Genomic DNA, 26409 nt, shown 5'->3' with positions numbered 1-26409 from the left:
ATAAATGGATTTGTCAATGAAATGGCTTGCAGACTATGTTGACTGCGATATGCCGATAAAGGATTTTGTTTCCGCTCTGACGCTTTCAGGCTCAAAGGTAGAGTGCTTTGAGCAGGAGGGCAAGGATATTTCTAACGTTGTTGTGGGCAAGGTAGTTTCTATGGAGCGTCACCCTGACTCTGACCATATGTTCATCACTCAGGTAGATGTTGGAGAGGACGAGCCTGTTCAGATAGTTACCGGTGCTCAGAACGTTCACGAGGGCGATTTTGTGCCAGTTGCAAAGCACAAGTCATCTGTTCTACATGAGGGCAAGCAGGTGAAGATAACAAAGGGCAAGCTGAGAGGCGTTGCTTCTAATGGTATGCTTTGCTCTCTGGGCGAGCTTGGACTTTCTGTTCACGATTTCCCATATGCTATAGAGGACGGAATTTTCATTCTTGGCGATGACTGCGACAAGACTGTAGGCAAGGATATACATGAGGCTATTGGATACAATGACACAACTGTTGAGTTCGAGATAACTTCAAACAGACCTGACTGCCTTTCTGTTATCGGTCTTGCAAGAGAAACTGCGGCTACTTTCGGCACAGAGCTGAAAGTCAAGAAACCTGAGTTCAAGGGCATTGATGGAGATATCAACGATATGCTCAAGGTAAAGATACACAACACTGATCTTTGCAAGAGATACATGGCCGGTATCGTAAAGAATGTAAAGATAGGTCCGTCACCTCGTTGGATGAGAGAAAGACTCAGAGGCTGCGGCGTTAGACCTATCAACAACTTTGTTGATATCACAAACTATGTTATGCTTGAATACGGCAGACCGATGCACGCTTTTGACCTGAGATATGTTAAGGACGCATCGATAAACATCAGAAACGCTAAGGCAGGAGAAACTATCACAACTCTTGACGGAGAAGTAAGAGAGCTTTCAGAAGAGATGCTCGTTATTGCTGACGCTGAAAAGCCGGTTGCTGTAGCAGGCGTTATGGGCGGCGAATACAGCGGTATCATGGACGATACAACTACTGTTGTATTTGAGTCTGCTTGCTTTGACGGTGCGAGCGTAAGAACTACAGCCAAGAAGCTTGGCATGAGAACTGACGCTTCTGCAAGATATGAAAAGGGTCTTGACCCACATGAGTGCTATGAGGCTCTTATGAGAGCTTTCCAGCTTGTTGAAGAGCTTGGTGCAGGTGAGGTCGTAAAGACTTACATTGATGAGAATTACGAGGACGAGACACCTAAGACGGTGGATTTTGACCCTGAGTGGATAAATAAGTTTCTTGGTACTGAAATACCTGAGAGCGACATGGTGGAATATCTCACAAGGCTTGGCTTTGAGATAAAGGACGGCAAGGTAGTTTCGCCATGGTACAGAGTGGACATTGCCTGCAAGGCTGACGTGGCAGAGGAAGTTGCTAGACTTTACGGCTACAACAAGATTCCAAACACTATCGTTAGAGGCGTTGCACAGGCTAAGCTCACCGAGGCGCAGAAGTTTGACAGACATATACAGAGATCTATGCTCGCTATGGGTCTTAACGAGATATCTACATTCTCATTCATTTCCCCTAAGTATTTTGACAAGATAAATCTTCCTGCTGACTCAAAACTTAGAAAGACAGTTGTTATCACAAACCCTCTTGGCGAGGACACCAGCGTTATGAGAACGACTATCATTCCGTCTGTATGTGAAGTGCTTGCAAGAAACTACAGCTACCGCAACCCTGAGTGCTATATCTTCGAGAGAGGAAACGAGTATATACCTGTTGAGGGAGAGGTGCTTCCTAACGAGCCTGAAAGACTTGGTTTTGGTTTCTATGACACTGAGACGAAGGCTGATTTCTATGACATAAAGGGTTTTGTCGAGGGTCTGCTCTCTAAGCTTGGCGCACAGAAAGTTGAATTTGAAAAGGCTACTGCTGAATGTAGCTTTGACGAGTTCTATGCTTTCCACCCGGGAAGAGTTGCTGTTGTTAAAGTAAATGGTGAGGAGATCGGCATTTTTGGCGAGCTTCACCCAAGAGTTCTGGAGAACTACGGCATTGACGCAAGAGCTTATGTGGGCAAGATAAATGTTCCTGAGCTTATGGCAAGCTGTGTTGCTCAGAAGACATATAAGCCACTGCCTAAGTATCCTGCTACAACAAGAGATCTGTCTATCGTTTGTGATGACGATATCCCTGCGGCTCTTCTTGAAAAGACTATAAGCAAGGCTGTTGGCTCGATACTTGAAAAGGTAACGCTTTTTGACGTTTACAAGGGCGAGCAGATCGAAAAGGGCAAGAAGTCTGTTTCATACTCCATTTCAATGCGTTCACATGACGGCACGCTTACTGACGAGCAGGCTGACAAGGCTATGAAGAAAGTTCTTGAAGCTCTCAAGGCTATCGGTGCTGAACTCAGAATGTAAAAAATATAGTGCTTGATTTGTATAATGTGCATAAATTTTGCTTTTGGACTTGTTATTTTGAAACAAATGGAGTATAATAATATCAGGCGTATTGCTGATATTAATACATTGCAGAGGGGCTGAGCATAATGCACGAACAAACTATGGAGTTTTCAGTACAGCACGACAAGGAGGCTGAGCTGAAAAAGACACTTACAATTATATATGACGCTCTGAAAGAGAAGGGCTATAATCCTATTAATCAGATCGTAGGTTATATTCTTTCTGAGGACCCGACCTACATAACAACATACAATAATGCCAGAAGTCTTATTCGTCATATTGACAGAGATGAACTTTTGCAGGCATTGGTGAAGTCCTATCTTGAGTCATAACTGATATTTAAAGGCGGTAGTTTTTACCGCCTTTTTTGTTTTACGTCAGAATTTACCTGAAACGTATTTTTGTATAAAGCCGTTTTCTGAACATAATAGTATAAGATGATAAGAAAACGGAGGGCTTCATATGAAGATAAGAAATTGCATGGCACTTATTTGTGCAGTTGTAGCGCTCAGTGCTTGTGGCAGGACAGTGATAATGCGTGAGGGAAATTCATCAGAGGGAACAAGCTCGGCGGTCATCGAGCCTGTGGCTGTGGGAAAGAAAACCGCAAAGGAAAAGATAGATCTTTCGGGGCTTTCACATGACAAAGTCGGATATGGTCAAGGCGTTCTTGTGGACGAAAAGAACAGGACGACTGGTGCGCTTGATTTTAATGCACAATACGGCAAGCTTAACGCAAAGGCTATAAATAATGATGACAAGATATATCTGACCTTTGATCAGGGTTATGAGAATGGATACACTGAAAAGATCCTCGATGTGCTGAAAGAGAAAAAGGTCAAGGCGACGTTTTTTCTTTTGCAGGATTATGCAGAGAAAAATCCTGAGCTTGTGAAGCGTATGATAGACGAGGGGCATATTGTGGGAAATCATTCGGTACACCATTATTCTATGCCGACGCTTGGACAGGCGGAATGTGAGTCGGAGATAAAGGATTTCCATAAGTATATGGAGGATAACTATGATTATACCATGACAGTGTTCAGACCGCCTATGGGGGAGTTTTCGGAATTTTCTCTTGGAGTGACGGCAAACTGCGGTTATGAGACTGAGCTTTGGAGCTTTGCTTACGCTGATTGGGACGTGAACAATCAGCCTGATGAGGGGCAGGCACTTGAAAAGCTTGTGAATGCGGCTCACCCGGGGGCAATTTATTTGCTTCACTCGGTATCCAAAACCAATACTGATATTCTCGGGGACTTTATCGACAGAGTGAGGGCTGGCGGATTTGAATTTGGCTGATAAGAGAATATGATGAAGAGAGGCCTTGTGCCTCTCTTTTTGTTATTTTAGGGACATTTGTAGCTGATTTGTAATATGTTAGTCTATTGACAAATTGTTAAAAGTATGTTATATTTTAAATACGAACAGAAACATGAGTTTCTTTAAGGAGGAAATAAAATGGTAAAAAATAAGGTGCTTACACCTGTATTGGCAGGCGTTTTGGGTCTTAGCATAGTTGGCTCAGGTCTTGGCTATTATTTTGTAAATAAAGACAGTAATGATGGTAAAACTGAGGGCGGCAAGGCTAAGCTTACTCAGGTGGCAGATAATATAAACAACACTCTTGGCACGGCTGAAAAGGCTATCAAGGGCGAACTTGATTTTGCCTACAACGCAACGGCTACTGTTTCATTCGGCGAGGGCTTCACAGAGCAGGCAGGTGTTAGCTTACAGCCTATTTCTGTGACAACTGTTACAAAGCAGAAGGGAAGCAACACTGCAGCAGATGTTTCGCTGACATATGGCGGAAATAATCTTGTGTCTGCTAATGCTGTATATTCTAGAGATAACAAGTCGGCTTATGTTCAGATACCTGAGCTTTCTGACGCTTATCTTATGGTTAACGTTGACAGCCTTAAAGACAAGGTAGGCAGTGAGCTTTCTTCACAGGGCATTGACCTTGATTCTCTCTTTGATTCTGCTGAGGGCGCTGATGTTGATTTTGATACTGACGCACTTGAAAAGGATCTGGAGGAATACAAGAAGGTTATGGAGGACTCTTTCCCTAAGCCTGTTGACGGCGAGAAAAAGACTGGTGACATTGACGGAAATGAGTACAGCTATACAACTAAGGAATACACTATCTCAGGCAATGATGTAAAGGCTGCTTTTAAGGCTGTTCTTGACAAGGCTAAGGACGACGCTACGCTTAAAGATATGTTCAGCAAGTCAGGTGTTGCTGAAGAGCTTGGTATGTCATATGATGATATAATCTCACAGTATGCTGATTCTATGGATTCACTTTTTGCAAGTGATAATCTTGACGAAACTGCAACATTTAACGCTTACTACAGCGGTGATGATTTTGCGGGCTTTAGCTTTGAAAAAGACGGCGAGGGTGCAACTCTTTACACCATTCTTAAGGACGACGTTGTGGCTGTTGATTTTAGCCTTAACATGGGCAGTGAGGGCAGTGCATCATTCAAGGGTTCTGCAAATACTGTTGACGGTGTTACAAATGGCAAGTTCACAATGAAAATGGAAACTGCGTCTGATTCAGATATAGACGCTGACAAGACTTCTGCTGACGGTGGACTTTCCCTTGAGCCTACCATGGCAGTTTCACCGAGCATAAACTTTGACACAATGGAGGCTGAGGTTACTCTCAAAGACCTTAAAGAAGAGGGTGACGCATTCTCAGGTACTATCAGATTTGATGTGAATGGTACATCTGATTCTCAGGCTGTATCAGGCTGGGTAGAGCTTGCTTCTGCTTCAACTGCTGACAAGCTTGACCTTTCTGTTGAGTTTGGCATGAACGGCAAGCAGTTTGTTACAATGGCAGTTACAGGAAATAAGACAGAGGCTTCTGACATCACTGTTCCGTCAGGCGACAAGATCTATGACATGACAAATGACGATCAGATGAATACATACCTTGCAGGCTGTGACAGTGACGGATTTGTTGCTAATGTAAAGAAAGTTCTTGGTGACGAGGTCTACAATATGCTTGTAAATGCAGAGGGTGATCTTGAGTCAGATTATGATGACTATGGTGATTATGATGATTATGATGACTACGATCTCTCTGATATTGATCTGTCAGATTATGATCTGAGTGCAAATGCATAAAATGCACAATAGATAAAAAATTAAGAGGATCGCATTGAGCGGTCCTCTTTTTTTAGCTGATAACACGATAATTCTCGGCTGCTTCTTCTTTTTTTACATACTCGGTGACATTGAGAACTTCCACCTTGACAGGCTTCTGACCCATATTTATGGTGATAATGTCGCCAACTTTCACGTCATATGAAGCTCTTGCAATCTTATCGTTCACAAGCACCTTGCCTGCATCGCAAGCTTCGTTTGCAATAGTACGTCGTTTAATAAGTCTTGTGACTTTCAGGTATTTATCAAGCCGCATATTTTCCTCCTTTGTAGTAAAAAAGACCTAACCCGCAGGCTAGGTCTGAGTGGCATAAGCTTTAGATTACTTGTTTACAGCGTCCTTAAGAGCCTTGCCTGCCTTGAATGCAGGAACTTTCTTAGCTGCAACAGTGATCTGCTCCTTTGTACGAGGATTGATAGCTGTCTTTTCAGCTCTCTCTCTAACCTCGAATGTACCGAAACCTACCAGTGAGATCTTCTCGCCGTTAGCAAGTGTCTCTGATACAGAATCAATAACAGTTGTAAGTGCCTTCTCAGCGTCCTTCTTTGAATAATCGCCCTTTTCTGCGATAAGATTGATCAGTTCTGCCTTTGTCATTGTTTTTACCTCCAAATTATTTTTAACGAATAAAGTTATTCATTCATTTTGCTCTCGCCAATAAGCGTCAAGCTCATTTATGCTCAGGGCGGTCATATCCTGCCCGTTTTGCCTTACAGCATTTTCTGTTTTCTCAAACTTTTCGATATAATTATTATTTGTATCCGTCAGCACTTCTTCAGCGTCAAGGTCAAGCTTTCTTGCAAGTGAAGCACAAGTGAACATTATCTCACCAAGCTGTTTTGCAACTACGGCTTTATCACTGTCAGCACTGTTTTCAAGAGCCTTAACAGCATTTTCAAGTGCGCTGATATCATGAGCATTGTCATACTCGATACCTGCTCTTGCGGCACGTTTGCTTAACTTCTGAGCTCTCATAAGTGCAGGAAAGTTCTTTGGAACGCTTTTAAGGGTATCGGAATAAGTTTCCTGTCCCTTGGTTTCTTTCTTGATAGTGTCCCAATTTTTAAGCACTGTTTCAACGTTGTCAGCTTCTACGCTTCCGAAAACGTGTGGGTGTCTGATGATAAGCTTTTTACAGATATCAGTTATAACATCGTCAAGTCTGAAATTGTTGTTTTCGGTCTCGATAACTGTATGGAAAACCACCTGCAAAAGAACGTCGCCAAGTTCTTCTCTCATCATTTCAGGAGAGTCACAGTCAATTGCTTCCATGACCTCATAGACTTCTTCAAGAAAATCTTTCTTGATAGACTTATGGGTCTGGACTTTATCCCACGGGCAGCCGTTCTCGCTTCTGAGAATTACCACGATATCCGCAAGATCATTGATATCAAAGCTGTCTTTAGCAAGCAATTCCTTAATTTTATCGCTCATTACATCATTACCTTTCCAAAAGGGTGCTTATTAATAATAAACCATTTTGCTCAAAATTTCAAGGGTTTTGCGGATTTTTTTTTGAAAATATGCAATTTACAATATTTTTCGGCGTTTCGCACAATAAATATAAACAAAAAAAGTACATTGTGCTACCAATTCCTATAGAAAAAAGGGTCACAAATCTATGATTTATTTGCAAATGGGCTATTTTCGTAAGTGTTTCGTGTGACAAAATGGCTGTCACACTGCACATAATAGCGGCGTAGGTGGGCTTTACGAAAATTTCGCTCACTTTTGGTTTTAGATCCGTCATTTTGCAAACTGAGCGTACGGATAGGACGCATATGAAAACCTCTGATACAAGAGTAGAAATAGCTGCTCCTGATATATTTATTATGGGCTGTCTTATAAGTATAATGTTCAGAAATAGCTTGATAATTCCACCTGCCAACATAATTATTATGGCTTTGTGAGGTTTTCCCAGAGTTTGCAGGATAGCAAAGCAGGGAGTTGCTATGGCAAGGAATATTACTGCTATTCCTAGTATGGACATTGGCATTATGCAGACCTGTATCTCAGTTTCACGGCCTCCAAAAAGAAAACGCAGGATAGGTTCTGACAAAACTGCGATGCCCATGCCTGCGGGTATGGCTATGATACTGGTGACGATGAGCATTTTTGTAAGGCCTGACTGCATGGCTTTTTTATCGTTTTTGGCACAGCTTTCGGCAAGTGAGGGGAGTATGCTTTTGCCAAACATTGCGGTGATGGTCGGAACAAGACCGAAAACTGTCACTGCAAGACCAGTATAAGAGCCGTAAATGAAGTTCGGGAGCATATCGGTGGTGAGCTTATCAGAAAGCAGGCTGTCAAATGTGTGTGGAGAAGCTTTCATGGCTGTTTTGATACACGGATTGACAGTGAGCATATCTATCATGTTGGCAAAGGTCATTATCACTGAGATAAGTGCGATCGGAAGACAGCAGACGACAAGCTTTTTGGCTGTTGCTCCTGTGGGGTCTGTTATGGTATCTCTTTGAAGCATTTGCTTTGTTACGCTGTCGCCTTTGATCTTGCCTGATATGAGAATATACAGACAGGCGATCGCAGAGGCTATGGACGAACCTAGGATAGCTGCGGCAGCTATAAATGGAAGTGCGGCGGAGGCTGCCTGACGTGAGTTTTCATAGGCTGTGCCGAATATCATGCCTGTTTTATCATATATATCGGAGATATGATACATTAGTCCGTAGGCGAAACCAAGACCTAGGATAAGTTTGAAAAGGGTTTCTATCACTTCTGATACAGCGGTCGGTATCATATTCTGCAAGCCCTCGCAGTAACCGCGTTCCACTGACATAATGGTACAGAAAATAATAGATGGGGCAACGCACATGAGAGCATATTTTGTACTTGGCTCGCCGACTACATTGCGTGACAGAAAATCTGAGGTGAGTATCATTACTGCAGCAGCGGCTGCGCTGATGATCGTGAAAAGAAAAAATGCAGTTCGCTTGGTATGACGCATATTTGAAAAGCGTTCAAGGGCATAGTTTTCAGCGGTAAGGCGAGCCATGGTGGAGGGGATACCTGAAACGACTATGGCGAAAACTGGTGTAAAAACTGAGAATGCTGAAGCGAAATATCCCATGCCTGTGCCGCCAAGAAGATTGGTAAGAGGTATCTTATAGAGAAGTCCCAGAATTTTTGTTATCAGAACCATTGCAAGCAATATTGCTGAGCCTTTTATAAAGCCTTGTCTTTTCATCTGTCAACCTGCTTTCTGACTTGTTTTTATATGATCTTATGCTGTTATGGTGGGTTTTATTACGGTTTGTCCATATGTCAGGTGGATATGCAGTTGTTTAAATTGCACAAAAATAGAGCTTAGGGTGCTAATACTAAAAAAAGTTTGCGTAAACACTTTATTTTATAGGAAAAATGTGATATAATCATATTATGTATATTTAAGAAAAAGAGGTAAAAAAGATATGACTTATAAGTTTTCAGAAAAGGTTTCTCATTTGCAGGCTTCTGCTATCAGAGAGATACTTAAATTTACTTCTGACCCAGAGGTAATTTCATTTGCAGCAGGCAATCCTTCTCCTGAGGCATTCCCTGTGGACGAGCTTAATAGAATATCAGAAGAGATATTCAAGGAAAATCCTATCGGTGCACTCCAGTACAGCCTTACAGAGGGATACACTCCGCTGAGAGATCTCCTTAAGAAAGAGCTTGAAAAGAAGGGTGAATTTGATCCTGAGAGAGATGATCTTATCATCACAAGCGGTGCTCAGCAGGCTAACGAGCTTGCTTGTAAAGTTCTCTGCGACCCAGGCGACATTCTTTGCTGTGAAGCTCCAAGCTTTATAGGCTCACTTAATGCGTTTAAGTCTTACAATGTTGAGCTTAAGGGTATCACGCTTCATGAAGACGGAGTTGACCTGAAAGAGCTTGAAGAGGCTTTCGCTACAGGCAAGGTAAAGGTATTCTACATTATTTCTAACTTCCAGAATCCTACTGGTCTTACAACTTCTCTTGAAAAGAGAAAGGCTATCTACGAGCTTGCTAAGAAGTACAGCGTTATGATACTTGAAGATAACCCATACGGTGACCTGAGAATAAAGGGTGAGGCTATCCCGTCTATCAAGAGCATGGACAAGGACGGTCTTGTTATGTATTCAAGAACATTCTCGAAGATACTTGCTCCTGGTATCAGAGTTGGCTACATTTCCGCTCCAAAGGAGATAATCGGAAAGATAGTTGTCTGCAAGCAGGTGGCTGACGTACATACAAACATCTGGGCGCAGATGCTGGCTTACAACTTCATGAAGGACAATGATATCGAAGCACATCTTGCTTCGCTGAGAGTGATCTACAAGCATAAGCTCGAACTTATGATAGAGCAGATCGAGAAGAATTTCTCTTCACAGATCAAGTTCACAAGACCTGAGGGCGGTCTGTTCATTTGGTGTACTCTTCCGGAGGGCAGTGACATGACTGGTTTCTGCAAAAAGGCTGTTGCAGAATATAAGGTAGCCGTTGTTCCGGGCAATGCTTTCATGGTAAGCGAGTCTGACAAGACAGCTTCATTCAGATTGAACTTCTCAACTCCTACAGACAAACAGATAATCGACGGCTGTGAGAAGCTTGGCAAGCTTTCTAAGGAAATGTTCGGCGATTAAGATAAAATGAAAAAAGTTCCTTTTACGCCTTTTCAGCTAGTGCTTACGGTGGTAAATACGGCGGCTCTAATGTTCTGCATGGGGTGTGATTGCTTTGTGCTGATAGTGGGCATGACGGCAGGCAGGACAAAGCCTTATGTGGTGGATCTTGTGCTGAGTCTTCTTGCTATGACGGTGTTTATTCTGCTTGTGTTTTCAGCAGGCAGGATAAATATTTTCAGTGATAAAGCTGACCCCGATGGGGACACTGCACCTGCGGTATCGGCACTTAGGACGTATTTTTGTATCTTGTTTTTTGATATCTCAGGAGTGCTGGGTCTTATGCTTGCGGGAGCGTTGGGGGTTGAGTGGGCTAAAAAAGCTATTATAATTTTTGCTCCTGTCGTTTTTGTCCTTGCGGCGATTGTTTATTTTATTCTATCGGGCAGGATAGGTCTTGATGATTTTTCGGATAGTGACGGGGAAGAATGATATTAAAAATGGGAGGTCTGTCATGAAAAGTGCATTGAAAAAGGATACTGTCAGAGAGATAAGGCACTCGTTGGGCAGATTTCTCTCTATTTTTCTGATAGTTCTTCTTGGCTGTGGATTTTTCTCTGGTATCAAGGCGACTATGCCTGATATGATAGACACGGCGGAGAAATATTTCAGTGATAACAGACTTATGGATATTAAGTTAATGTCGTCTATAGGCGTTAAGTCTGAGGACGTTGAGGCTGTGAAAAAAGCTGATGATGTTCAGGGCGTTATGGCGGGATATTCTAAGGACGTTTTCTATTATCATGAAAATCAAAACCTTGTGCTGAAATTCATGTCCTTCAACAATGTTGTTGATGAGAACAGCCCTAATAATCTTGATAAGCCTGTTTTACTAGAGGGCAGGCTTCCTGAAAAAAAAGGCGAGTGCGCAGTAGAGGTAAAAATGAGTTCGCCTAACACCTTTAAGTTGGGCGGAGAGATAAAGATCAACGAGCCTGACTCGTCAAAAAATATAACTGATACTTTGGCAACTGACACATACAGGATAGTTGGTATTGTGGCTTCACCGCTTTATATCGGCTATGAGCGTGATGCGACCACGGTGGGCAACGGAACTGTGGTAAGCAACGTTTTTGTGCCTGAGAGCGAGTTTGTGTGCGATTATTACACTGAGCTTTATGTGAAATTCAAAGGCACTGACGAGCTTGACCCGTTTTCCGACGAGTACAAGCAGGCTGTGAAAGATAAGAGCGTTCAGGCGGTGGAGTTTTTTGAGGACAGTGTGAACGCAAGGTTTGAAAAACTAAGCAGTGACGCTCAGGACAGTATTGACGTCGCTCAGGAGAAAGTTGACATCTTGAAACAGGCGCTTGCCTGCGACGAAAATCAGCTTACGGAGCTTTTGGCAACAGCGCAGAAGTCGGTTGAGGAAGCTCAGGAGGCTTATGATAAGGCTGAACAGAGTGGTTCTAGTGCAAAGTATCTTGCAAGGTCACAGCTTTTAAAAGCACAACAGCTTGAAGAAGTGGCTGGAAAGCTTCTTGAAGACAAAAAGACAGGAACTACGGCGGCTTTTGATGAATATAATGGTCAGCTTGCGGCGGCAGAAGATGAGATAGCCGGAGCGAAAAAAGAACTTGAAGCCGTTAAAACGCCTGCATTCTATCAGTATGACAGATTTGAGGCTAGCTCTGATTATAGTTCATTTTATGGGGACGCTCAGAAGGTCGACTCTATCGCAAAGGTGTTTCCTGTGTTCTTTATTCTTGTGGCGGCGCTTGTATGCCTGACCACAATGACTAGAATGGTAGAGGAACAGAGAACGCAGATAGGTACATACAAGGCTTTAGGATACAGTGGGGCAAGAATAGCTGGAAAGTATCTTTTCTATGCAGCAACAGCGGCATCAGCAGGAAGCTGCATAGGCGTTGCTGTTGGATTGCAGATCTTTCCGAAGATAATTTATAGTTGCTATAATATTTTATATAACATTCCAGATATTGACACGCCGTTCAAGCCTGTTTATATGGCGCTTTGCTTGGTGGTGTCGGTTATTTGCACTTGCTCGGCGGTGCTTTATGCCTGCATGAAAGAACTAAAGTCGCAGCCGTCACAGCTTATGCGTCCAAAGCCACCGCAGAATGGCAGGCGTGTTTTGCTAGAGCGTGTGGATTTTATATGGAATCGGCTTGACTTTCTTGCAAAGGTCACTGTGAGAAATTTGCTGAGATATAAAAAGCGTTTCTTTATGACAATCGTGGGAGTGGCAGGCTGTACGGCGCTGATAGTCACGGGTTTTGGTTTGAAATATTCTATAAAGACTATTGCCGAAAAGCAATTCAATGAGATATTTCTGTATGATGGGATCGCGGTACTTAATTCAGCTGATTTTGACGAGAAACAATTGGAGGACAAGATAAGCAGTATCACACAGGTAGACAAATCTATGCTTATGCAGAGTACAGATGGCATTGCAGAAAATGAAAGTGAAAACCAGTCTGTTTCTATGATCGTGCCGAAAGCTCCTGAAAATATGGGAGATTATATCGATCTTGTATCTGCTGAGAATGGATCAAACCTTGAAGTGAAAAGCGGTTCTGTTATCATAACACAAAAGCTTGCAAAGCTTCTTGATCTGAAAACGGGTGACACTATTACTATAAAGCTCAGTGGTCATGAGGAGAAAGAGTTCAAGATAGGCGGAGTAAGCAAGAACTATGCTTTGCATTATATTTACATCACTCCTGATGATTTTGAAAGTGTATACGGTGAGAAGCCTGTTTATAATCTTTCTTTTATTGACCTAAAGAAAGACACTGATGAAAACTCTTTCAAGGAACAGCTTATTTCAAATGACGAGTTTTATGGAATAAGCTTTAAAAATGATTCAAGCAGAGGTTTCCTTAATTCTGTGGACAGCCTTGACGCTATTGTTATTTTGCTCATCGTTTGCGCGGGAGGCTTGGCGTTTGTGGTGCTTTACAATTTGGCAAACATAAACATAACTGAGCGTGTTCGTGAGATAGCGACAATAAAAGTGCTTGGATTCTATGACGGTGAGACTTCAGCGTATATTTACAGAGAAAATCTGATATCGACGCTTGTGGGCATTATCGTAGGTCTTGCGGCAGGAAAGATACTGCACTATTTTGTTGTGATAACTTCTGAGGTCGATCTTGTGCTGTTCAACAGACAGCTTGTTTGGTGGGCGTATGTGCTTGGTGCATTGCTCACATTGGCATTTGCATTTATAGTTAATTTGGTTCTTCATTTCAAGCTTAAAAAGATAGATATGGTAGAATCTTTAAAATCAGTAGAATAGACGGAGGTATTATTATGGATATTTTTGAAGAAAACTGCGATACTGAAAATAACTGCACAGTAAGCTATTTTTGGAAAGGTCTTGCACTTTTTCTCCTTGGCGTTATAATTGGTCTGTTTGTTTCGCCTATCAAGAAAGGCGTTACTATCGGTTGTAACAACAAGATAGACAAGGGTGGCTGTAATGATCATTTTGACCCAGACGAGTATTATGATGATTATGACTTTGATGATGATGAAGATGATTTTGACCATGATGGCGTAAAATTTTAACGAAAGGCGTATATTGATATGAAACTTGGCATGGTAGGACTTCCTAACGTAGGAAAATCAACACTTTTTAATGCACTCACAAATGCGAGTGCAGAATCTGCGAACTATCCGTTTTGCACGATCGAACCGAATGTGGGCATTGTTTCGGTGCCTGATGAAAGACTTGACAAGCTGGCTGAGATGTATCACCCTGTAAAGTTTACTCCTGCAACACTTGAATTTGTTGACATTGCAGGTCTTGTAAAGGGTGCTTCAAAGGGCGAGGGACTTGGAAACAAATTTCTTTCAAACATAAGAGAGGTGGACGCTATCGTTCACGTTGTAAGATGTTTTGACGACCCTAACATCATTCATGTTGACGGCTCTATCAATCCTCGCAGAGATATTGAAACTATCGACCTTGAACTTATTTTCTCAGACGTTGAGCTTATCGAGAGAAAGCTTGACAGAACTAAAAAGGCAATGAAAGGCGACAAATCTCTTGCTTCTGCTGTAGAGTTCCTTGAAAAGCTCAAAGAGCATCTTGAAAGCGGCAAGCCTGCACGTTCTTATGACATGACAGAGGACGAGCTGGAGATACTTAAAGAAACACCGCTTCTTTCACTTAAGCCTGTTATCTATGCGGCTAACCTTTGCGAAGATGATTTCAGAAACAATATCGAAAGCAACGAGCATTACAAGGAAGTTTGCGAGATTGCAAAAGCCGAAGGCTCGGCTGTGTTTCCGATATGCGCGCAGATAGAGGCTGAGATATCTGACATGGACGATGAGGACAAGGAAATGTTCCTTGCAGACCTCGGTCTTGAAACTTCAGGTCTTAACAGAATAATCAAGGAGGGCTATTCGCTTCTTGGTCTTATTTCATACCTGACAGCAGGCGAACCTGAGGTAAGAGCTTGGACTATCAAAAAGGGCACAAAAGCTCCGCAGGCGGCAGGAAAGATTCACACTGACTTTGAAAAGGGATTCATCAGAGCTGAAGTTGTTTCATTTGACGATCTTATGAGCTGTGGCTCTATGACGGCGGCTAAGGAAAAGGGTCTTGTTCGTCTTGAGGGTAAGGATTACGTTATGCAGGACGGCGATATCGTTCTGTTCAGATTTAACGTATAAAGCGTAAGCTACACAAAGGCAGGCTGAAATATGCTTGCCTTTTTATGTGCAATATGTATGTTTTTTGTTATTATATTTGTTTAAAATCACAAAAGTAAATTTAATTTGTGTTATAGATTTTTTCATATATTGATGATAGAATGTGATAGTAAAAATTAAAGATGATAAATGTGATAGTTAGATTTTTGGAGGAAAAGTAATGACAAAAAACATGACAACGGGCAGTCCGTTCAAGCTTATAATGAGCTTTGCGCTTCCTCTGCTTTTAGGAAATTTGTTGCAGCAGACATACAATCTTATTGACGCTGCCATCGTGGGAAGATTTCTTGGTTCTGACGCTCTTGCAAGTGTCGGAGCTTCAAGCAGTGTGCAGTTTTTGGTGCTTGGTTTCTGCATGGGAACAGCCTGCGGCTTTGGCGTGCCTATTGCAAGGCATTTCGGAGCAGGGGACATAAAAAAGCTGAAACAGTATTTTTACAATTCTATTGTTATAACCGCCGTTACTGCGTTTGTGTTGACTACAGTTTGTGCGGTGCTTTGTAGTGAGATATTGAAGCTTCTTTCAACTCCATCGAATATTTTTGATGACGCATATAAATATCTTCTGGTGATATTTCTTGGCATACCGTTCACACTTTTGTATAACCTGCTTTCAAGCGTATTGCGTTCTGTTGGCGACAGCAAAACGCCATTTGTATTTCTTGCTATATCAACGGTTTTGAACATTGCTCTTGACCTTGTGTGTGTTATCGTGTTCAGGTGGGGCTGCATGGGTGCGGCTATCGCTACGGTCGTTGCGCAGGCGATAAGTGGAATACTATGTGCTGTATTTATTATGAAAAAGGTCAGCGTGCTGAAACTTACCAAAGAGGACAGAGTGATGTCAAAGCCTGCGGTGCTGAACCTTATAATAATGGGCTTTTCTATGGGACTTCAATATTCCATAACGGCTATCGGCTCAATGGTCATGCAGTCGGCTAACAACAAGCTTGGAAGCATTTATGTGTCAGGATTCACTGCTGGGGCAAGGATAAAGCAGTTCACAATGTGTCCTTATGACGCTTTTGCAACAGGTGCATCTGTTTTTGCAAGCCAAAATCTCGGTGCAGGAAATCTCAAGCGTATCAAAAAGGGTATACGCATTGGAGTTGGCGTTGGCATGACATATGGAGTAATAGCCGGTATTGTACTTATATTCTTCGGCAGAGAGCTTTCGCTTATCTTTGTGAATAAGTCAGACGCAGCAGTGCTTACTGCTTCAGCCAAATATCTTTTCTATGCAGGCTTTTTCTATTGGACGCTAGGTATACTCAACACTTGCAGAATGTGTACGCAGGGTCTTGGATATTCTGGACTTGCTATATTCTCAGGAGTGACGGAAATGATAGCTCGAATTTCTGTAAGTATGATATTTGTGCCGAAATTCGGTTATCTTGCAATCTGCTTCACAGATCAGGCGGCATGGATAGCGGCTTGCTTGTACATAGTTCCTGTTTGCATATATTGTGTGAACAGGGCAGGCAGACACATTGCAGGAGATCACGGACTTCCTGTGGAAAATAAATAAGTAAAAGGCAGCTCTGAAAAAATCAGAACTGCCTTTTGTTATGCCTACTTGTTTATAGCTTTTTTAAGTTGTAAGACAACTTCGCTGTAGTATCTTGGATTGACATCGCCAAGTTTCATGTTGTCATTGTATGCAGCATCGGGAAGTCGGAAGTAAAGCTCTTCCACGGTCACGTCCTCTATCTCGTAATAGCCAATGTATGTTCCTGAGAATTTAAGCTCGGCGGTCATGCCTATGTTGATGAGCTTGCCGTCGGGATCTTTCTCCTTGCCTGAGATATCATTTCTTATGAACTCATAGAAAAAGCCTGCGTCCTGTGCCTGACCCTTATACCAGCCTGCTTTGGTCATGCGGTTGACTAGAGTGGTGTTCGTTATCTCGGTATTCTTGAAGATCTCGCAGGCGGTCTTATTCTTATCGATTTCCGCTACTTTGTATACCTTTCTTCTTAGCTGGTCAAATGGCTGTATTATCTTGTAATCATCAAGCTGTTCCAGCCAAGCTTCTTTTTCATGTTCAGTAAGCTCCAGCGGGTGAACAAGCCCTATCTGCATAACCTCGGACAGCTCTATCTCATCATCATCTGAGTTTGTAAAGCTGCCGTCGTCAAGATAACGGAACGAAGTTTTAAGACAGCCATTTTCGTAAATACCCCATATAAGACCTATCGCAAAGCAGTGCATGAGAGGATTTTTTACAAAGAGAGCTTTCCAAGCTGCTGCTGTCCACTTACGGTCAAGCATAAGCACATATTCAAGACGCTGTTTCTGTGCGTCAACAACAGTTTTCATTTGCTTTTTCATTTCCTTGAAATCAGCAGTAGCCTTTTCTGCGAGGGCAGGGTCGTCATTAACGCCTATTTTAGGGAGATTTTTAAGTTTTTTCTCGCCCTCGAATATTTCTATATCAAGCTGTGGAGTGAGATAAACGGAGAATTTTCTGCTTCCAAAATCAAAGGTGCGGCACATTTTCTCGTCAAAGCCCATGTCAGGTACTATCTTGTCCGCAAGCTCCTGCGTTGTCAAGCCAAGCTGTTTAGCGGCATTGGCAAGTGCGTCAACTGCGGCAGCTCTGACCGCACGGCTCTTATATTTTCTTGAAATATTGTCTACAGTCATAAGTGCATAGGAACTGCCGTTCAGAGCTACGGCATTGACGGCTTTAACCGCAAGGGCAACACGCATATTTAATGACTGTTTCGACCATTCTTTTATGTAATCCGTCAGGCAATTTATTGCTTCATCACCGCCGTAAATGGCCGCAAAATACATTGCCCACTTTGTTTTCGCTTCTGCACCTTTTTCAAGCCAGCGGCTCAGGACTTCAAGGGCAAATGTTTCAAGCTCATCAGCTTTGAGCTTCTTGGCAAGTGCCTTGCCCTCGGGTGGCAGAGTACCTTCGTTGGCGTTTGCATATGTAAGCAGGAGAGCCTGCAAATAGATATCCTCTGCGACTGTATCATTGGTGAAGTGAATAGGTGCAAAAGGCTGTTCAAAAAGCCAGAGAACTTTCTTGCTTTTTGTGCCTTTGGTGAGCGCAGTCACAAGGTCTTCATCTGATATTTCGGCAGGTTTTGCTTCGCTGCCCAAAATTTCAGATATTTTCGATTTTAGTTTGTCGGATTTTTCTGTGGCATAGGCTTTTTCAAGCTCTGTGCGGTAGGCGTCAGCACCTTGATTTTCAATTATCATAAGTGCAGTTTCACGCTTGGTTGATTTTTTCTGAGCAAGAAGTTTGCAAACATCATCGTGCCAATCCTTGTGGGCGGATATAACTTTCACAAGCTCTGCTTTTATTACCTTGCTGTTATCGTCACAAAGGGCAAAAAATTCGTCTTTGTACTTGTTGCTGTCTGCGATATCAAGAAGCCTTATATACAAAAGTCGGCTGGACACAGCCATTTTGCTTACGTCGATAATGGTGGCTTTGTCTTTAAATTCTGGCATGACAGCGGTTATCTTTTTGATGATGGCTTCTTTACAGTAAGAGCTTTCTATCTGCCAGCCAAGGGATCTTATAATTATATCTATCGGTAGACCTGATCTTACCATTGCACGTACGATGAACTCGGTGTTATAATAAAGATCGTTGCCTATAAGTTGGAGGGGGTCACTTGTATCTTTAGACGCTCCTATGGAAAGGGCGGCGATACAGCGGATGATAAAATCGTCCTCTCCATATGCAACAATATAGTACATTTGCTTATGTCTGCCCTCGCAGGCTTCTTCGTCTGCAAAGGGGAGTATCGCGTCTATTTCTGCTTTGCCCATGATATATGCGTATATCTCGTCACTGTGCTTGAAATGTTCGGCAATAAGTTTGGCGATACGTTCCTGATGGGTAGCTTTAAGACCAATTGCTTCTGCGTTATATTTAGGGTTGGTGGCTTTGAGCATTTTCTCCATTGTGATCGCTGTGTCAAATGGAGCGTTTTTCATTGTTTCTATGAAAAGCTGTGGGTGATCTTTTGCGAGCTTTACCATTTGCGCTGGATAATTCCCATTTTTGTCAGGTGATTTGACAAAGTGCAGAATGTATCTATCTGTAAGACACTGTGGTTGAGCTTCGATAAGGTCGAATATCCTGGTGGTGGAAAGCTTCATATATATCAGCCCTTGGGTAAGATCGTCGTAATATTTCACAATGTTTTTATCGAAAAATGCACGATATTCTTTTACAAAATATGACGCTTCTGCATATGCGGCAAGAAAAAGACAGAAAACGGCTGTAGTTGTTTTGGGCTTTTTTTCGACTACTTCGCAAAGCTTTTTTATGGCAATTTCGGCTGTATCAGGAATTTTTGTTTTGCCGAGCAGGCTCTTTTTAGGCAGCTCGGTTGCGTCCAATGCGTAAACGCACAGGAGAAGCTGTGCTATGATATCGTCAGGGCTAACGAAGTTGAATGTTCTTATGGCATCGTCTGCGGAATAGATAGGATGATTTACAGTGAAAACGCTGATAGAATCATTTGAGCGGTTTGAGATCTCGGTTGATATCCAGACTGCTTCTGCGTTCTCACCATAAAAATCAGTGAGCGGCTTCATATACATGGCTTTGTTTTCGGAATATATATAGGCATTGCCAGACAGCGCATCTGTCATATATCGGAAATATGGACCCGTTGCCATTGAACTGAAAATAATATAACGGTCTTTAAGCTCCTCACTATCTGAATTTGATATCTCACTTTTTACAGCTTTGATAAGCTTTTCACGATAACTATACTGCATGAGTTTTGGATAGTATCTTGTTGTAATTTTTCTCATCAGGTCATTGTTTCTTGGCTTTGTGATGTCAAGATATTCAATGGCAAGGTCTATGGTCTGCTGGTCAAAACCAAGCTCCTTTAGGGCGGTTTCAAGCTTTATAAAGCTTTTGGTGCTTTCGTTGTAGATCATTTTTTCTCCTCCATATTATTTATCGCACTGAACAGTGCTAATTTTTGTGTGCAAAGTCTGATATACCGCATTGTGTTGCCTGCGGCAGTGAAGATATCAAGGCTTTTGTCTGCGGTGGTGTGTCTTGCATTTTCGCACAGCTTTGTGAAGCATTCATAACGTTTTGCAAGTTCTTCAAGTCCGCATTGGCGTATGCTTTGAGCGTGTTCGTCTGTAATAACAGAGTTCACTCCGCACTCCATTGCCGTGACTATCCTCTTGTAGGTTTCTTCGGTGGTGTCAAGAAGCTCACTACACATTCCATAGTCTTGGTCTGTATCATTCTCGACGGGTACAGGAACATTGTCAGGCGGATCAATAAAATCATAGACCTCTATTGGGAAAAGCGTTAGCCTGCCGTGGTCGATATACCCCTGAGCCAGCAGGACGTAGTTTTTGTGCTTTTCTTTTAGCATTTTGCCACCTATGGTTTCAAGCGTGGAAATAAATTCACGATTTTCTGCTGTGTATTTTGCGGTGACAGATATTTGTCTATCACAGCCGTCTTTTATAATAAAAATCTGCTGTTGAGTGTGCTTGTCAAAATATGAAGCGACGCACTCTTTGGGGTGAACGAAATAAAGTCGGTCGGTCTCCTCGTCGCTTTTGTTTGCGGAGATCTTTTCCGCAAGCTCTTTGAAATCGCTGACAATAAGCTCACGGAGGGCAAAACAGTTTAGCTGTGCAGGACCTGCGCCTATGGCATTGGTCTTTGACGATGAGGACAAATGCCCCATGCTCACCTTGGCGTTTTCAAGCTTCAGCTCTGTGCACATATAGATGTTTAGAGAGCTGTCAAGATCCCATACAGTTGTGCTTTCGGCAAATCGTCTTTGCTTTTTTTCATAGAAAGTGGGGCGCAGATCGCTGTAGGTAAAAAAGCGCTGGGGCGAAGTTCTGTTTTTATTGAGAAAATAGTAGATACAGCCAGTGTATTCGCCACTGACATTTCTTGTGCCTATAGGCAGGAGTTGGAGCGTCCCCTCATAGTCGGTGTATTCTCTGCGGAAGGTGCCGAGCATTTCTTCTGTGATGTCGGCTTTTATAAGCTTGTTCATGCTGTCAGCATATTCAAACATTTTGTGAGTGAATACCTGTGGACTGAATGAAGCTCGCCTTGAAACACAGTCTTTAAGTCGGCTGCCAAGTTCACGCATTTGTCTTTCTGCCTCAGCCATTCTCAAAGCATGGCAGGAAACTGCGGCAAGCTCAAAATTATCGGGGTCGCTCTCTTCGGCTCTTACAAGACCTCGGGTAAATATTCCAGACATTATTTTTATGCACTGTTCGGCACATTCTTTTATCTTTTTCTGGGTATCCTGAGAAAGCGAATTTATTTCAGGTTGGTCGGGGAGTTCAATTTCTGCTTGTTCAGGCTCGGAGGTTATGACCTCTGGAGTGATATCCTCGCCGTCGTACTGTGGAAGCTGTGCTTTCAAAAGCAGTATGGCTGTGATAATGTGCCTGCACATTCCTCTTGAAACACAACTGCATTGACTTTCATCAAGTGGTGATTTTATGGTGCAGGTTTCACCGTCTAATTTTACTATGTAACATTCATGGATTTTTTCAGCCGAAAGGGTCATGTTTTTGGATTCCTTCAACGCACGTTTGTAAATGCCCTTGTTTGAAAGCTCAATAAGCGTTTGTTCGTTTGCAATGTCAAGCTGTTTATCGATCACGTCCAAGATGTCATCTCCTATGCAAATATTTTTCCGATGTAATCCCCAAGCTTATCAGGGGTAAGACCGCCAACGAATGAGCCCATATCTGCAAGCTTCTGACCTGTTGCCTTGTCATAGGCAGGGTCGGCATTTTCATCAAGGGCGGTAAGGAATGAGAGATGTGCGCCGCTTGTGATTATATTTTTGCTGACGTTCATAAGCTGTGCTTCACTGCCACCCTCGTAGAGGTCTGTTACCACGATAACGCAAGTGTCACGGGGCGTAATGATAAGGCTTTCGCAGTAGGTAAGGGCTTTTGCAATATCCGTTCCTCCCCCAAGCTGAACGCTCATTATTGTCTGAGCAGGGTCGTCTGCATGGTCTGAGAGGTCAACGATGCTTGTATCAAATATGATGAGCTTCACCTCTGCAAATGGCAGTTCGGAAATTATCTGCGCCATTACTGCACTATAGATGACTGAACCGAGCATTGAACCGCTTTCGTCTATGGCTATGATAATGCGCTTTTTGTTATGCTTTTTCACACGTCCACTGAAATAGATATCTTTCAGTATAAGCTGGTTGCTTGCTTTGTCATAGTTTTTCAGGTTTCGGCGGATAGTCTTTTTGAAATCGAGGTTTGCAGAGCATTTCATAACTGACGATGTGTTTTTATCAAGCCTGCCTGTAAGGCTTCGCTTTATGGTCATATCAAGCTTTTGTTTGATATCGTCTGCCACCTGTTTTGCTATTTTTACAGCCGCCTGCAACACCTCGCCGTTCATGAGATGTTTGAGCTGAATGATAGTTTTAAGCAGCGCTATATCAGGCTTCATTTCTTCAAGAACCTTTTTATCGGTAAGAAGCTCGGTCATGTTGAACCTTTCCAAAGCTTGACGTTCAAGCACATCGGCGGTCTGCTTTGGAAAAAGCGTTCTGACTTTTGTTATCCATTCTGCGGCGTTTAGCACACTGCCACCCTGGCCGCCTTGCCTGTTGTTCTCGTTTCTTACATCGTCACCTTGCGCACGGCTATAGAGATAATCGAGTAGCTTTTCCATATCCTGAAACGTTGTTATCTCTGCTTTGTCACCGGTAAAGGAAAGGCTTTTGTCAGACATTCCGCCCAGCACGAGCCGCCAGCGGTTGACGGATATGGCTTTGTTTTCATCTGTCATGGCTTTTCCTCCTCAGACAAAAGTTTAACTATCTCTTTATCTATTTCCCAACCGAAGCTATATAGCCTTTCGTTCATAGGTTTTTCCGTAAGAAGCTCAGCACTGTCAGCGTCATAAAGCTTTGCGACAGCGGTGGCTGTTTGCTGTATTTCATAGGGTGTGAAACAACTGAAAGCAAGCTTCATGGAGGGAAGTATCTCTATAAAATCGTCATAGTCAAGTCCGCAGATAAGCGTGTCTGTCATTCTGATGAAAGAATCGTCCGTCATGATGATATCACGGGCGGCATTGAAAAGTCCGTGAAGAAACTCCGCTCCTTGTATCTGAACATTCCTGTCGCCTTTGAGATAGCTTGACATTGCCTGTTCAGCAAGCTTGCGGCGGTGGGGGTCAAAGGCATAAAGTATGCCAAGTGCTGTGCCGTAAACAAATGGGTCTTTATCAGATTTACCGCAGAGGGAAAGCAGGGCGTTTTCATAGTCCTGACGATATTCTCTAAAGCCGTCAGTGACAGCTTTCTGCATTGCGTACATTATCGCTGCACATTCTGCAATGTGGTCGTCTTTCACCGACGCCATATCAGGCAGTGCTGTGATTATCCTTGTCATGCACCGCTTTGCACAATTTTCTGCGGCGGAAAACTCGGTATTATAAAGCTGTTGGAGTTCCATAAGAGTGATAAAATGCCTTAGACCTCTGCCTACAGAGAAAAAGTCACCGTCTGAGTTAAGAATGTTCTCGACACAAGCCTTGTCATCTTCAGAGAGTTCTAAGCCCATTTGGAAGCAGTCCACAAGGATATGCGCCGCAACATCACAGTGCTTTTCATGGCGAAGTGTTCTTGAAGCACAGGTGCGGCAGGCTTCTTCAATGGTGAAGCCGTCGGCAGTATGGTCTATGAGAGCAACGTCTGTGGCAGGAACTTTTTTGTATACCCATTCTTCACGGACACGGCTTCTGTCTTTTCGCCTATGCAAATCAGGTCCTTTTGTTCGCTGGGCAAAGTCTGTGCCTAGAAACACCATTCTATGGAAAAATCTGCTTAGTTCCATGCCGTTTGCAGTGGTAAAAAGTGAAACTTCCGTCTTATTAGGGGTTACTGTTTTTATTTTAAGTCGAAACCTTTTACACTGTTCTTCAAAATCAGCGATAAGCGGAGAAACGTGGTTTATATCACCTATATGACCTGTCTTGTCGCCTGTGGCAAGTTTGTGCATAAGGTCGATAGGCAGGGCGGAGGATATTGTTTTCTCTCCCTTGATAAATGACGAGGTTATGGCGTCCTCAAGCTCGTAAAGTCCACATTCATGACAGCCACGAAGTGCGGCAAGTCCACTCATCATAGACTGCGCTGCGGAAGCGTCAGCCATTGACACTGGGATATCATGTTTATCACAGGCTCTCACTGTACCTATGAGCAGGTCAAGAACTGTGTCGCTGTAAACACCTGCCGGGTCATCGCAGTGAATTAGCTTGTTCATCACGCAATCATAAAAATAAGGACGCTGGATACCAGAGGCATATCCACTGAGAGCGTCTGCTGCTTCATAAGAATAAGCTACGGGGAAACAGCCCTCATCTTTTTGAGAGAGCTTGTGAAGCTTTTCTTTTTGGATATTATCACTTTTCAAAAGCTCATAAAGTCCCAAACTGTGGAATCCACCTGTTACAGCAAGGACTTTTTTGTTATCTTTAAGTGCTTCTTTGATACGCAGAGCCATATGGTTTTCTCTTGCAAGAGTGCCGTCTGCCGCAAGATCATCTTGTGTTTCGTCATTTCGTGTGATAATGCAGTAGGTGTACATTTGCTGTACAAAATCTTGTACAGATAGTCTGAGTCCCTCTATCTCAAAATATTTCTCCCAGAACTCTTCAAAGGTCCTTAGATCTGTTTTCTCGCAAAGCTTTTTGCAGAATTTGCTGTATATAAGTCTGCTGTCATCAGTGTAGCTGTGCTTGTCCTTATTACTGCGAAGGCCTTTATTTACGGCTGTGGTAATAAGTATCTCGCTGTAGGGAAGATCTATAAAGCGTGCTTCTATCCCCATGGCTGCGGCTGTTTTCAGAGCGTTATACTCAGGTGAAGCATAGATAAAAGGGTAGTAGCATTTATAGTCCTCGGCTTCATCACTGATAAGCTTTTTTCTGTCCTTGTAGTAATAATAGAAAGCCGCAGGGAGCTTAGTTCTCTCGTCCGTCAACACACCTATCATATCATTGGCATTTTCAGGACCCTCTATAAGTATGACATCGGGCTGATATTCTTTAATTGCTCTGATGAGCTGCCACGAGCAGACAGGGCTGTGGTGTCTTACAGGAAAAAGCAGAAATGGCTGAGAATAGTCAAAAGATATTATTTCAGATACTTGGCTGTATCCAGATATTCTGTCCATATGCCTCCCTCACTTGCACTTTTTTCCTTAACAGCGATCCTGAAATAGCTTTTGAGCTTTTCAAGGTCGTCTTTGTTTTCCTTACAAACTGCTCCTAAAAGATTCTGCGTAAGCTCTTTGAGATCAGTTTTTCCGTCACCATAATAATATGCACTGCTCATAGTTTGATAGAAAACGGACACAGCTTCGGCTGTACTCATAACGGCGTTTGGTTTTTCAAGCTTTGTTCCCTCTGAGGTAACGCCCTCACGAAGCTCATGATATGTGACAGCAAGAAGTTCAGCAGCGTCAGTGTCTATAGGCTGGTCGATATGACCTGTTTTTGCAAGGTCTTGTGCTTCACGGATAATGATCTCTTTTTCGAGCCTTACGTCACGAACAGGCTCGACAGTCTCAAAATTGAAACGTCTTTTCAAAGCACCTGACATTTCATTTACGCCCTTATCACGGGTGTTTGCAGTACCGATTATATTAAATCCTTGCTTGGCGAAAACAAGTCCTTCGTTTTCAAGCTCAGGGATATTGAGTATCTGGTCGCTCATTACAGAAATAAGGCTATCTTGGATCTCAGCAGGGGTACGAGTTATTTCCTCAAATCGTGCGAAAATGCCTTGTTCCATGCCTATGAGCAGGGGAGCAGGCACAAGGGCTTCACGGCAAGGACCTTTTGAAAGAAGCATGGCATAGTTCCAGCTATATTTTATCATATCCTCGGTAGTTCCAGCCGTACCCTGAACTGTGTTTGTGCTTATGCCACAGCAGGCAGCAGAGAGAAGCTCAGAGAGCATAGTTTTAGCAGTGCCTGGCTCACCCACCAGCATAAGTCCGCGGTTTCCAGCGAGGGTGATTATACAGCGCTCAACAAGTGCGTCATTGCCATAGAATTTACGCTTTATCTGCATTTTACCATCGGCAGTTTTGATGATTCCGCCTAATATAAATGTTCGCACAGCCTTTGGCGACAGCACCCAATTTTCAGGCTTTTTGCCAATATCAACACTTTTTAAGGCGTCAAGTTCATTTTTGTAGCGTATTTCAACGGGCGGTTTTATGTATTCATTCGTCATAGCAGTTATCTCCTAAAAGTTAATTTATCAGTAATAATTATATCATATTTTGTTGTTATTTACAATAAGCAGGTGGATATTCGTCCCCGCCAAATAATCTCCCACCCTACCCAACGAACACCAAATAGACTAAACTAGAAGTAAGAAAAAAGTCTAATT

The 26409-nt window shown here is 42.8% G+C and carries 19 protein-coding genes; 10 read left to right on the top strand and 9 right to left on the bottom strand.

Features of this window, described 5'->3' with window-relative positions; genetic code table 11:
- The first annotated feature begins 4 nt into the window (after nucleotides 1-4).
- The 4 genes from pheT to AB5123_RS07650 all read left to right on the top strand — a co-directional run bounded on the left by pheT (nucleotide 5) and on the right by AB5123_RS07650 (nucleotide 5596).
- Nucleotides 5-2419: a phenylalanine--tRNA ligase subunit beta gene (pheT, locus tag AB5123_RS07665; protein ID WP_117891776.1), complete on the top strand. Its 2415-nt coding sequence runs from the start codon at nucleotides 5-7 to the stop codon at nucleotides 2417-2419.
- Between the two features lie 128 nt (nucleotides 2420-2547).
- Complete coding sequence (locus AB5123_RS07660) at nucleotides 2548-2793, top strand: IreB family regulatory phosphoprotein (protein ID WP_022288225.1); 246 nt, start codon at nucleotides 2548-2550, stop codon at nucleotides 2791-2793.
- A gap of 130 nt (nucleotides 2794-2923) precedes the next feature.
- The gene (locus tag AB5123_RS07655; protein ID WP_046441425.1) at nucleotides 2924-3763 is read left to right on the top strand and encodes a polysaccharide deacetylase family protein; all 840 of its coding nucleotides are present in this window, start codon (nucleotides 2924-2926) and stop codon (nucleotides 3761-3763) included.
- Nucleotides 3764-3922: 159 nt separating this feature from the next.
- A complete protein-coding gene (locus AB5123_RS07650; RefSeq protein WP_337812292.1) occupies nucleotides 3923-5596 on the top strand; it encodes a DUF6583 family protein in 1674 nt (557 codons plus the stop codon).
- 52 nt (nucleotides 5597-5648) lie between these two features.
- Here the strand turns inward: AB5123_RS07650 and AB5123_RS07645 are convergent, their stop codons facing one another.
- From AB5123_RS07645 to AB5123_RS07630, 4 genes are all read right to left on the bottom strand, one after another.
- A complete protein-coding gene (locus tag AB5123_RS07645) occupies nucleotides 5649-5891 on the bottom strand; it encodes an RNA-binding S4 domain-containing protein (RefSeq protein ID WP_022288222.1) in 243 nt (80 codons plus the stop codon).
- A 66-nt stretch (nucleotides 5892-5957) separates the two neighbouring features.
- Nucleotides 5958-6248, bottom strand: a complete 291-nt coding sequence (locus AB5123_RS07640; protein ID WP_256319968.1) for an HU family DNA-binding protein — start codon at nucleotides 6246-6248, stop codon at nucleotides 5958-5960.
- Nucleotides 6249-6272: 24 nt separating this feature from the next.
- Nucleotides 6273-7070, bottom strand: coding sequence for a nucleoside triphosphate pyrophosphohydrolase (gene mazG / locus AB5123_RS07635; RefSeq protein WP_022288220.1), 798 nt, complete (start codon nucleotides 7068-7070; stop codon nucleotides 6273-6275).
- Nucleotides 7071-7128: 58 nt separating this feature from the next.
- Entirely contained in the window at nucleotides 7129-8841 is a 1713-nt protein-coding gene (locus AB5123_RS07630) for a polysaccharide biosynthesis protein (protein ID WP_278634765.1), read from the bottom strand.
- 223 nt (nucleotides 8842-9064) lie between these two features.
- Between AB5123_RS07630 and AB5123_RS07625 the strand changes: the two genes are divergently transcribed.
- From AB5123_RS07625 to AB5123_RS07600, 6 genes are all read left to right on the top strand, one after another.
- Nucleotides 9065-10258 carry a PLP-dependent aminotransferase family protein gene (locus AB5123_RS07625; RefSeq protein WP_022288218.1) on the top strand — a complete coding sequence of 398 codons (1194 nt, stop codon included), beginning with the start codon at nucleotides 9065-9067 and terminating at the stop codon, nucleotides 10256-10258.
- Nucleotides 10259-10264: 6 nt separating this feature from the next.
- On the top strand, nucleotides 10265-10729 hold the full coding sequence (locus AB5123_RS07620) for a hypothetical protein (protein ID WP_195220344.1): 465 nt from the start codon (nucleotides 10265-10267) through the stop codon (nucleotides 10727-10729).
- 22 nt (nucleotides 10730-10751) lie between these two features.
- A complete protein-coding gene (locus AB5123_RS07615) occupies nucleotides 10752-13559 on the top strand; it encodes an FtsX-like permease family protein (RefSeq protein WP_368364662.1) in 2808 nt (935 codons plus the stop codon).
- A 14-nt stretch (nucleotides 13560-13573) separates the two neighbouring features.
- A complete protein-coding gene (locus AB5123_RS07610; RefSeq protein WP_195220347.1) occupies nucleotides 13574-13831 on the top strand; it encodes a hypothetical protein in 258 nt (85 codons plus the stop codon).
- An 18-nt stretch (nucleotides 13832-13849) separates the two neighbouring features.
- Nucleotides 13850-14944, top strand: a complete 1095-nt coding sequence (ychF, locus tag AB5123_RS07605; RefSeq protein WP_368364661.1) for a redox-regulated ATPase YchF — start codon at nucleotides 13850-13852, stop codon at nucleotides 14942-14944.
- A gap of 199 nt (nucleotides 14945-15143) precedes the next feature.
- Nucleotides 15144-16511 carry an MATE family efflux transporter gene (locus tag AB5123_RS07600; protein WP_337812289.1) on the top strand — a complete coding sequence of 456 codons (1368 nt, stop codon included), beginning with the start codon at nucleotides 15144-15146 and terminating at the stop codon, nucleotides 16509-16511.
- 44 nt (nucleotides 16512-16555) lie between these two features.
- Here AB5123_RS07600 and AB5123_RS07595 read toward each other — a convergent pair whose 3' ends face one another.
- Genes AB5123_RS07595 through AB5123_RS07575 form a run of 5 tightly spaced genes read right to left on the bottom strand, consistent with a single transcriptional unit; the run spans nucleotide 16556 to nucleotide 26250 of the window.
- Entirely contained in the window at nucleotides 16556-19909 is a 3354-nt protein-coding gene (locus tag AB5123_RS07595) for a DUF4132 domain-containing protein (protein ID WP_368364660.1), read from the bottom strand.
- Entirely contained in the window at nucleotides 19906-21636 is a 1731-nt protein-coding gene (locus AB5123_RS07590) for a hypothetical protein (protein ID WP_368364659.1), read from the bottom strand. Before AB5123_RS07590 ends, AB5123_RS07595 begins: the two co-directional genes overlap by 4 nt.
- An 11-nt stretch (nucleotides 21637-21647) precedes the next feature.
- Nucleotides 21648-22790, bottom strand: a complete 1143-nt coding sequence (locus tag AB5123_RS07585; protein ID WP_278946213.1) for a VWA domain-containing protein — start codon at nucleotides 22788-22790, stop codon at nucleotides 21648-21650.
- Nucleotides 22787-25183 (bottom strand): DUF5682 family protein, encoded by a 2397-nt coding sequence (locus AB5123_RS07580; protein WP_368364658.1) that lies wholly within the window; start codon nucleotides 25181-25183, stop codon nucleotides 22787-22789. The genes AB5123_RS07585 and AB5123_RS07580 overlap by 4 nt, the downstream gene beginning before the upstream one ends.
- Nucleotides 25144-26250 carry an AAA family ATPase gene (locus tag AB5123_RS07575; protein WP_022288208.1) on the bottom strand — a complete coding sequence of 369 codons (1107 nt, stop codon included), beginning with the start codon at nucleotides 26248-26250 and terminating at the stop codon, nucleotides 25144-25146. Before AB5123_RS07575 ends, AB5123_RS07580 begins: the two co-directional genes overlap by 40 nt.
- Between the last annotated feature and the right edge of the window lie 159 nt (nucleotides 26251-26409).

It is taken from the genome of Ruminococcus sp. RTP21204st1_B2_RTP21204_210225 (genome assembly GCF_040914135.1).
GTDB lineage: Bacteria > Bacillota > Clostridia > Oscillospirales > Ruminococcaceae > Hominimerdicola > Hominimerdicola aceti.
Note: the sequence above shows the minus strand (reverse complement) of the source record. Positions and strands in the feature narration are given on the sequence as shown.

Bases quoted from the DNA above. Each gene is read 5' to 3' on its own strand.
- pheT (WP_117891776.1), top strand. From the start codon at position 5: ATGGATTTGTCAATGAAATGGCTTGCAGACTATGTTGACTGCGATATG.
- AB5123_RS07660 (WP_022288225.1), top strand. From the start codon at position 2,548: ATGCACGAACAAACTATGGAGTTTTCAGTACAGCACGACAAGGAGGCT.
- AB5123_RS07655 (WP_046441425.1), top strand. From the start codon at position 2,924: ATGAAGATAAGAAATTGCATGGCACTTATTTGTGCAGTTGTAGCGCTC.
- AB5123_RS07650 (WP_337812292.1), top strand. From the start codon at position 3,923: ATGGTAAAAAATAAGGTGCTTACACCTGTATTGGCAGGCGTTTTGGGT.
- AB5123_RS07645 (WP_022288222.1), bottom strand. From the start codon at position 5,891: ATGCGGCTTGATAAATACCTGAAAGTCACAAGACTTATTAAACGACGT.
- mazG (WP_022288220.1), bottom strand. From the start codon at position 7,070: ATGAGCGATAAAATTAAGGAATTGCTTGCTAAAGACAGCTTTGATATC.
- AB5123_RS07630 (WP_278634765.1), bottom strand. From the start codon at position 8,841: ATGAAAAGACAAGGCTTTATAAAAGGCTCAGCAATATTGCTTGCAATG.
- AB5123_RS07625 (WP_022288218.1), top strand. From the start codon at position 9,065: ATGACTTATAAGTTTTCAGAAAAGGTTTCTCATTTGCAGGCTTCTGCT.
- AB5123_RS07620 (WP_195220344.1), top strand. From the start codon at position 10,265: ATGAAAAAAGTTCCTTTTACGCCTTTTCAGCTAGTGCTTACGGTGGTA.
- AB5123_RS07615 (WP_368364662.1), top strand. From the start codon at position 10,752: ATGAAAAGTGCATTGAAAAAGGATACTGTCAGAGAGATAAGGCACTCG.
- AB5123_RS07610 (WP_195220347.1), top strand. From the start codon at position 13,574: ATGGATATTTTTGAAGAAAACTGCGATACTGAAAATAACTGCACAGTA.
- ychF (WP_368364661.1), top strand. From the start codon at position 13,850: ATGAAACTTGGCATGGTAGGACTTCCTAACGTAGGAAAATCAACACTT.
- AB5123_RS07600 (WP_337812289.1), top strand. From the start codon at position 15,144: ATGACAAAAAACATGACAACGGGCAGTCCGTTCAAGCTTATAATGAGC.
- AB5123_RS07595 (WP_368364660.1), bottom strand. From the start codon at position 19,909: ATGATCTACAACGAAAGCACCAAAAGCTTTATAAAGCTTGAAACCGCC.
- AB5123_RS07585 (WP_278946213.1), bottom strand. From the start codon at position 22,790: ATGACAGATGAAAACAAAGCCATATCCGTCAACCGCTGGCGGCTCGTG.
- AB5123_RS07580 (WP_368364658.1), bottom strand. From the start codon at position 25,183: ATGGACAGAATATCTGGATACAGCCAAGTATCTGAAATAATATCTTTT.
- AB5123_RS07575 (WP_022288208.1), bottom strand. From the start codon at position 26,250: ATGACGAATGAATACATAAAACCGCCCGTTGAAATACGCTACAAAAAT.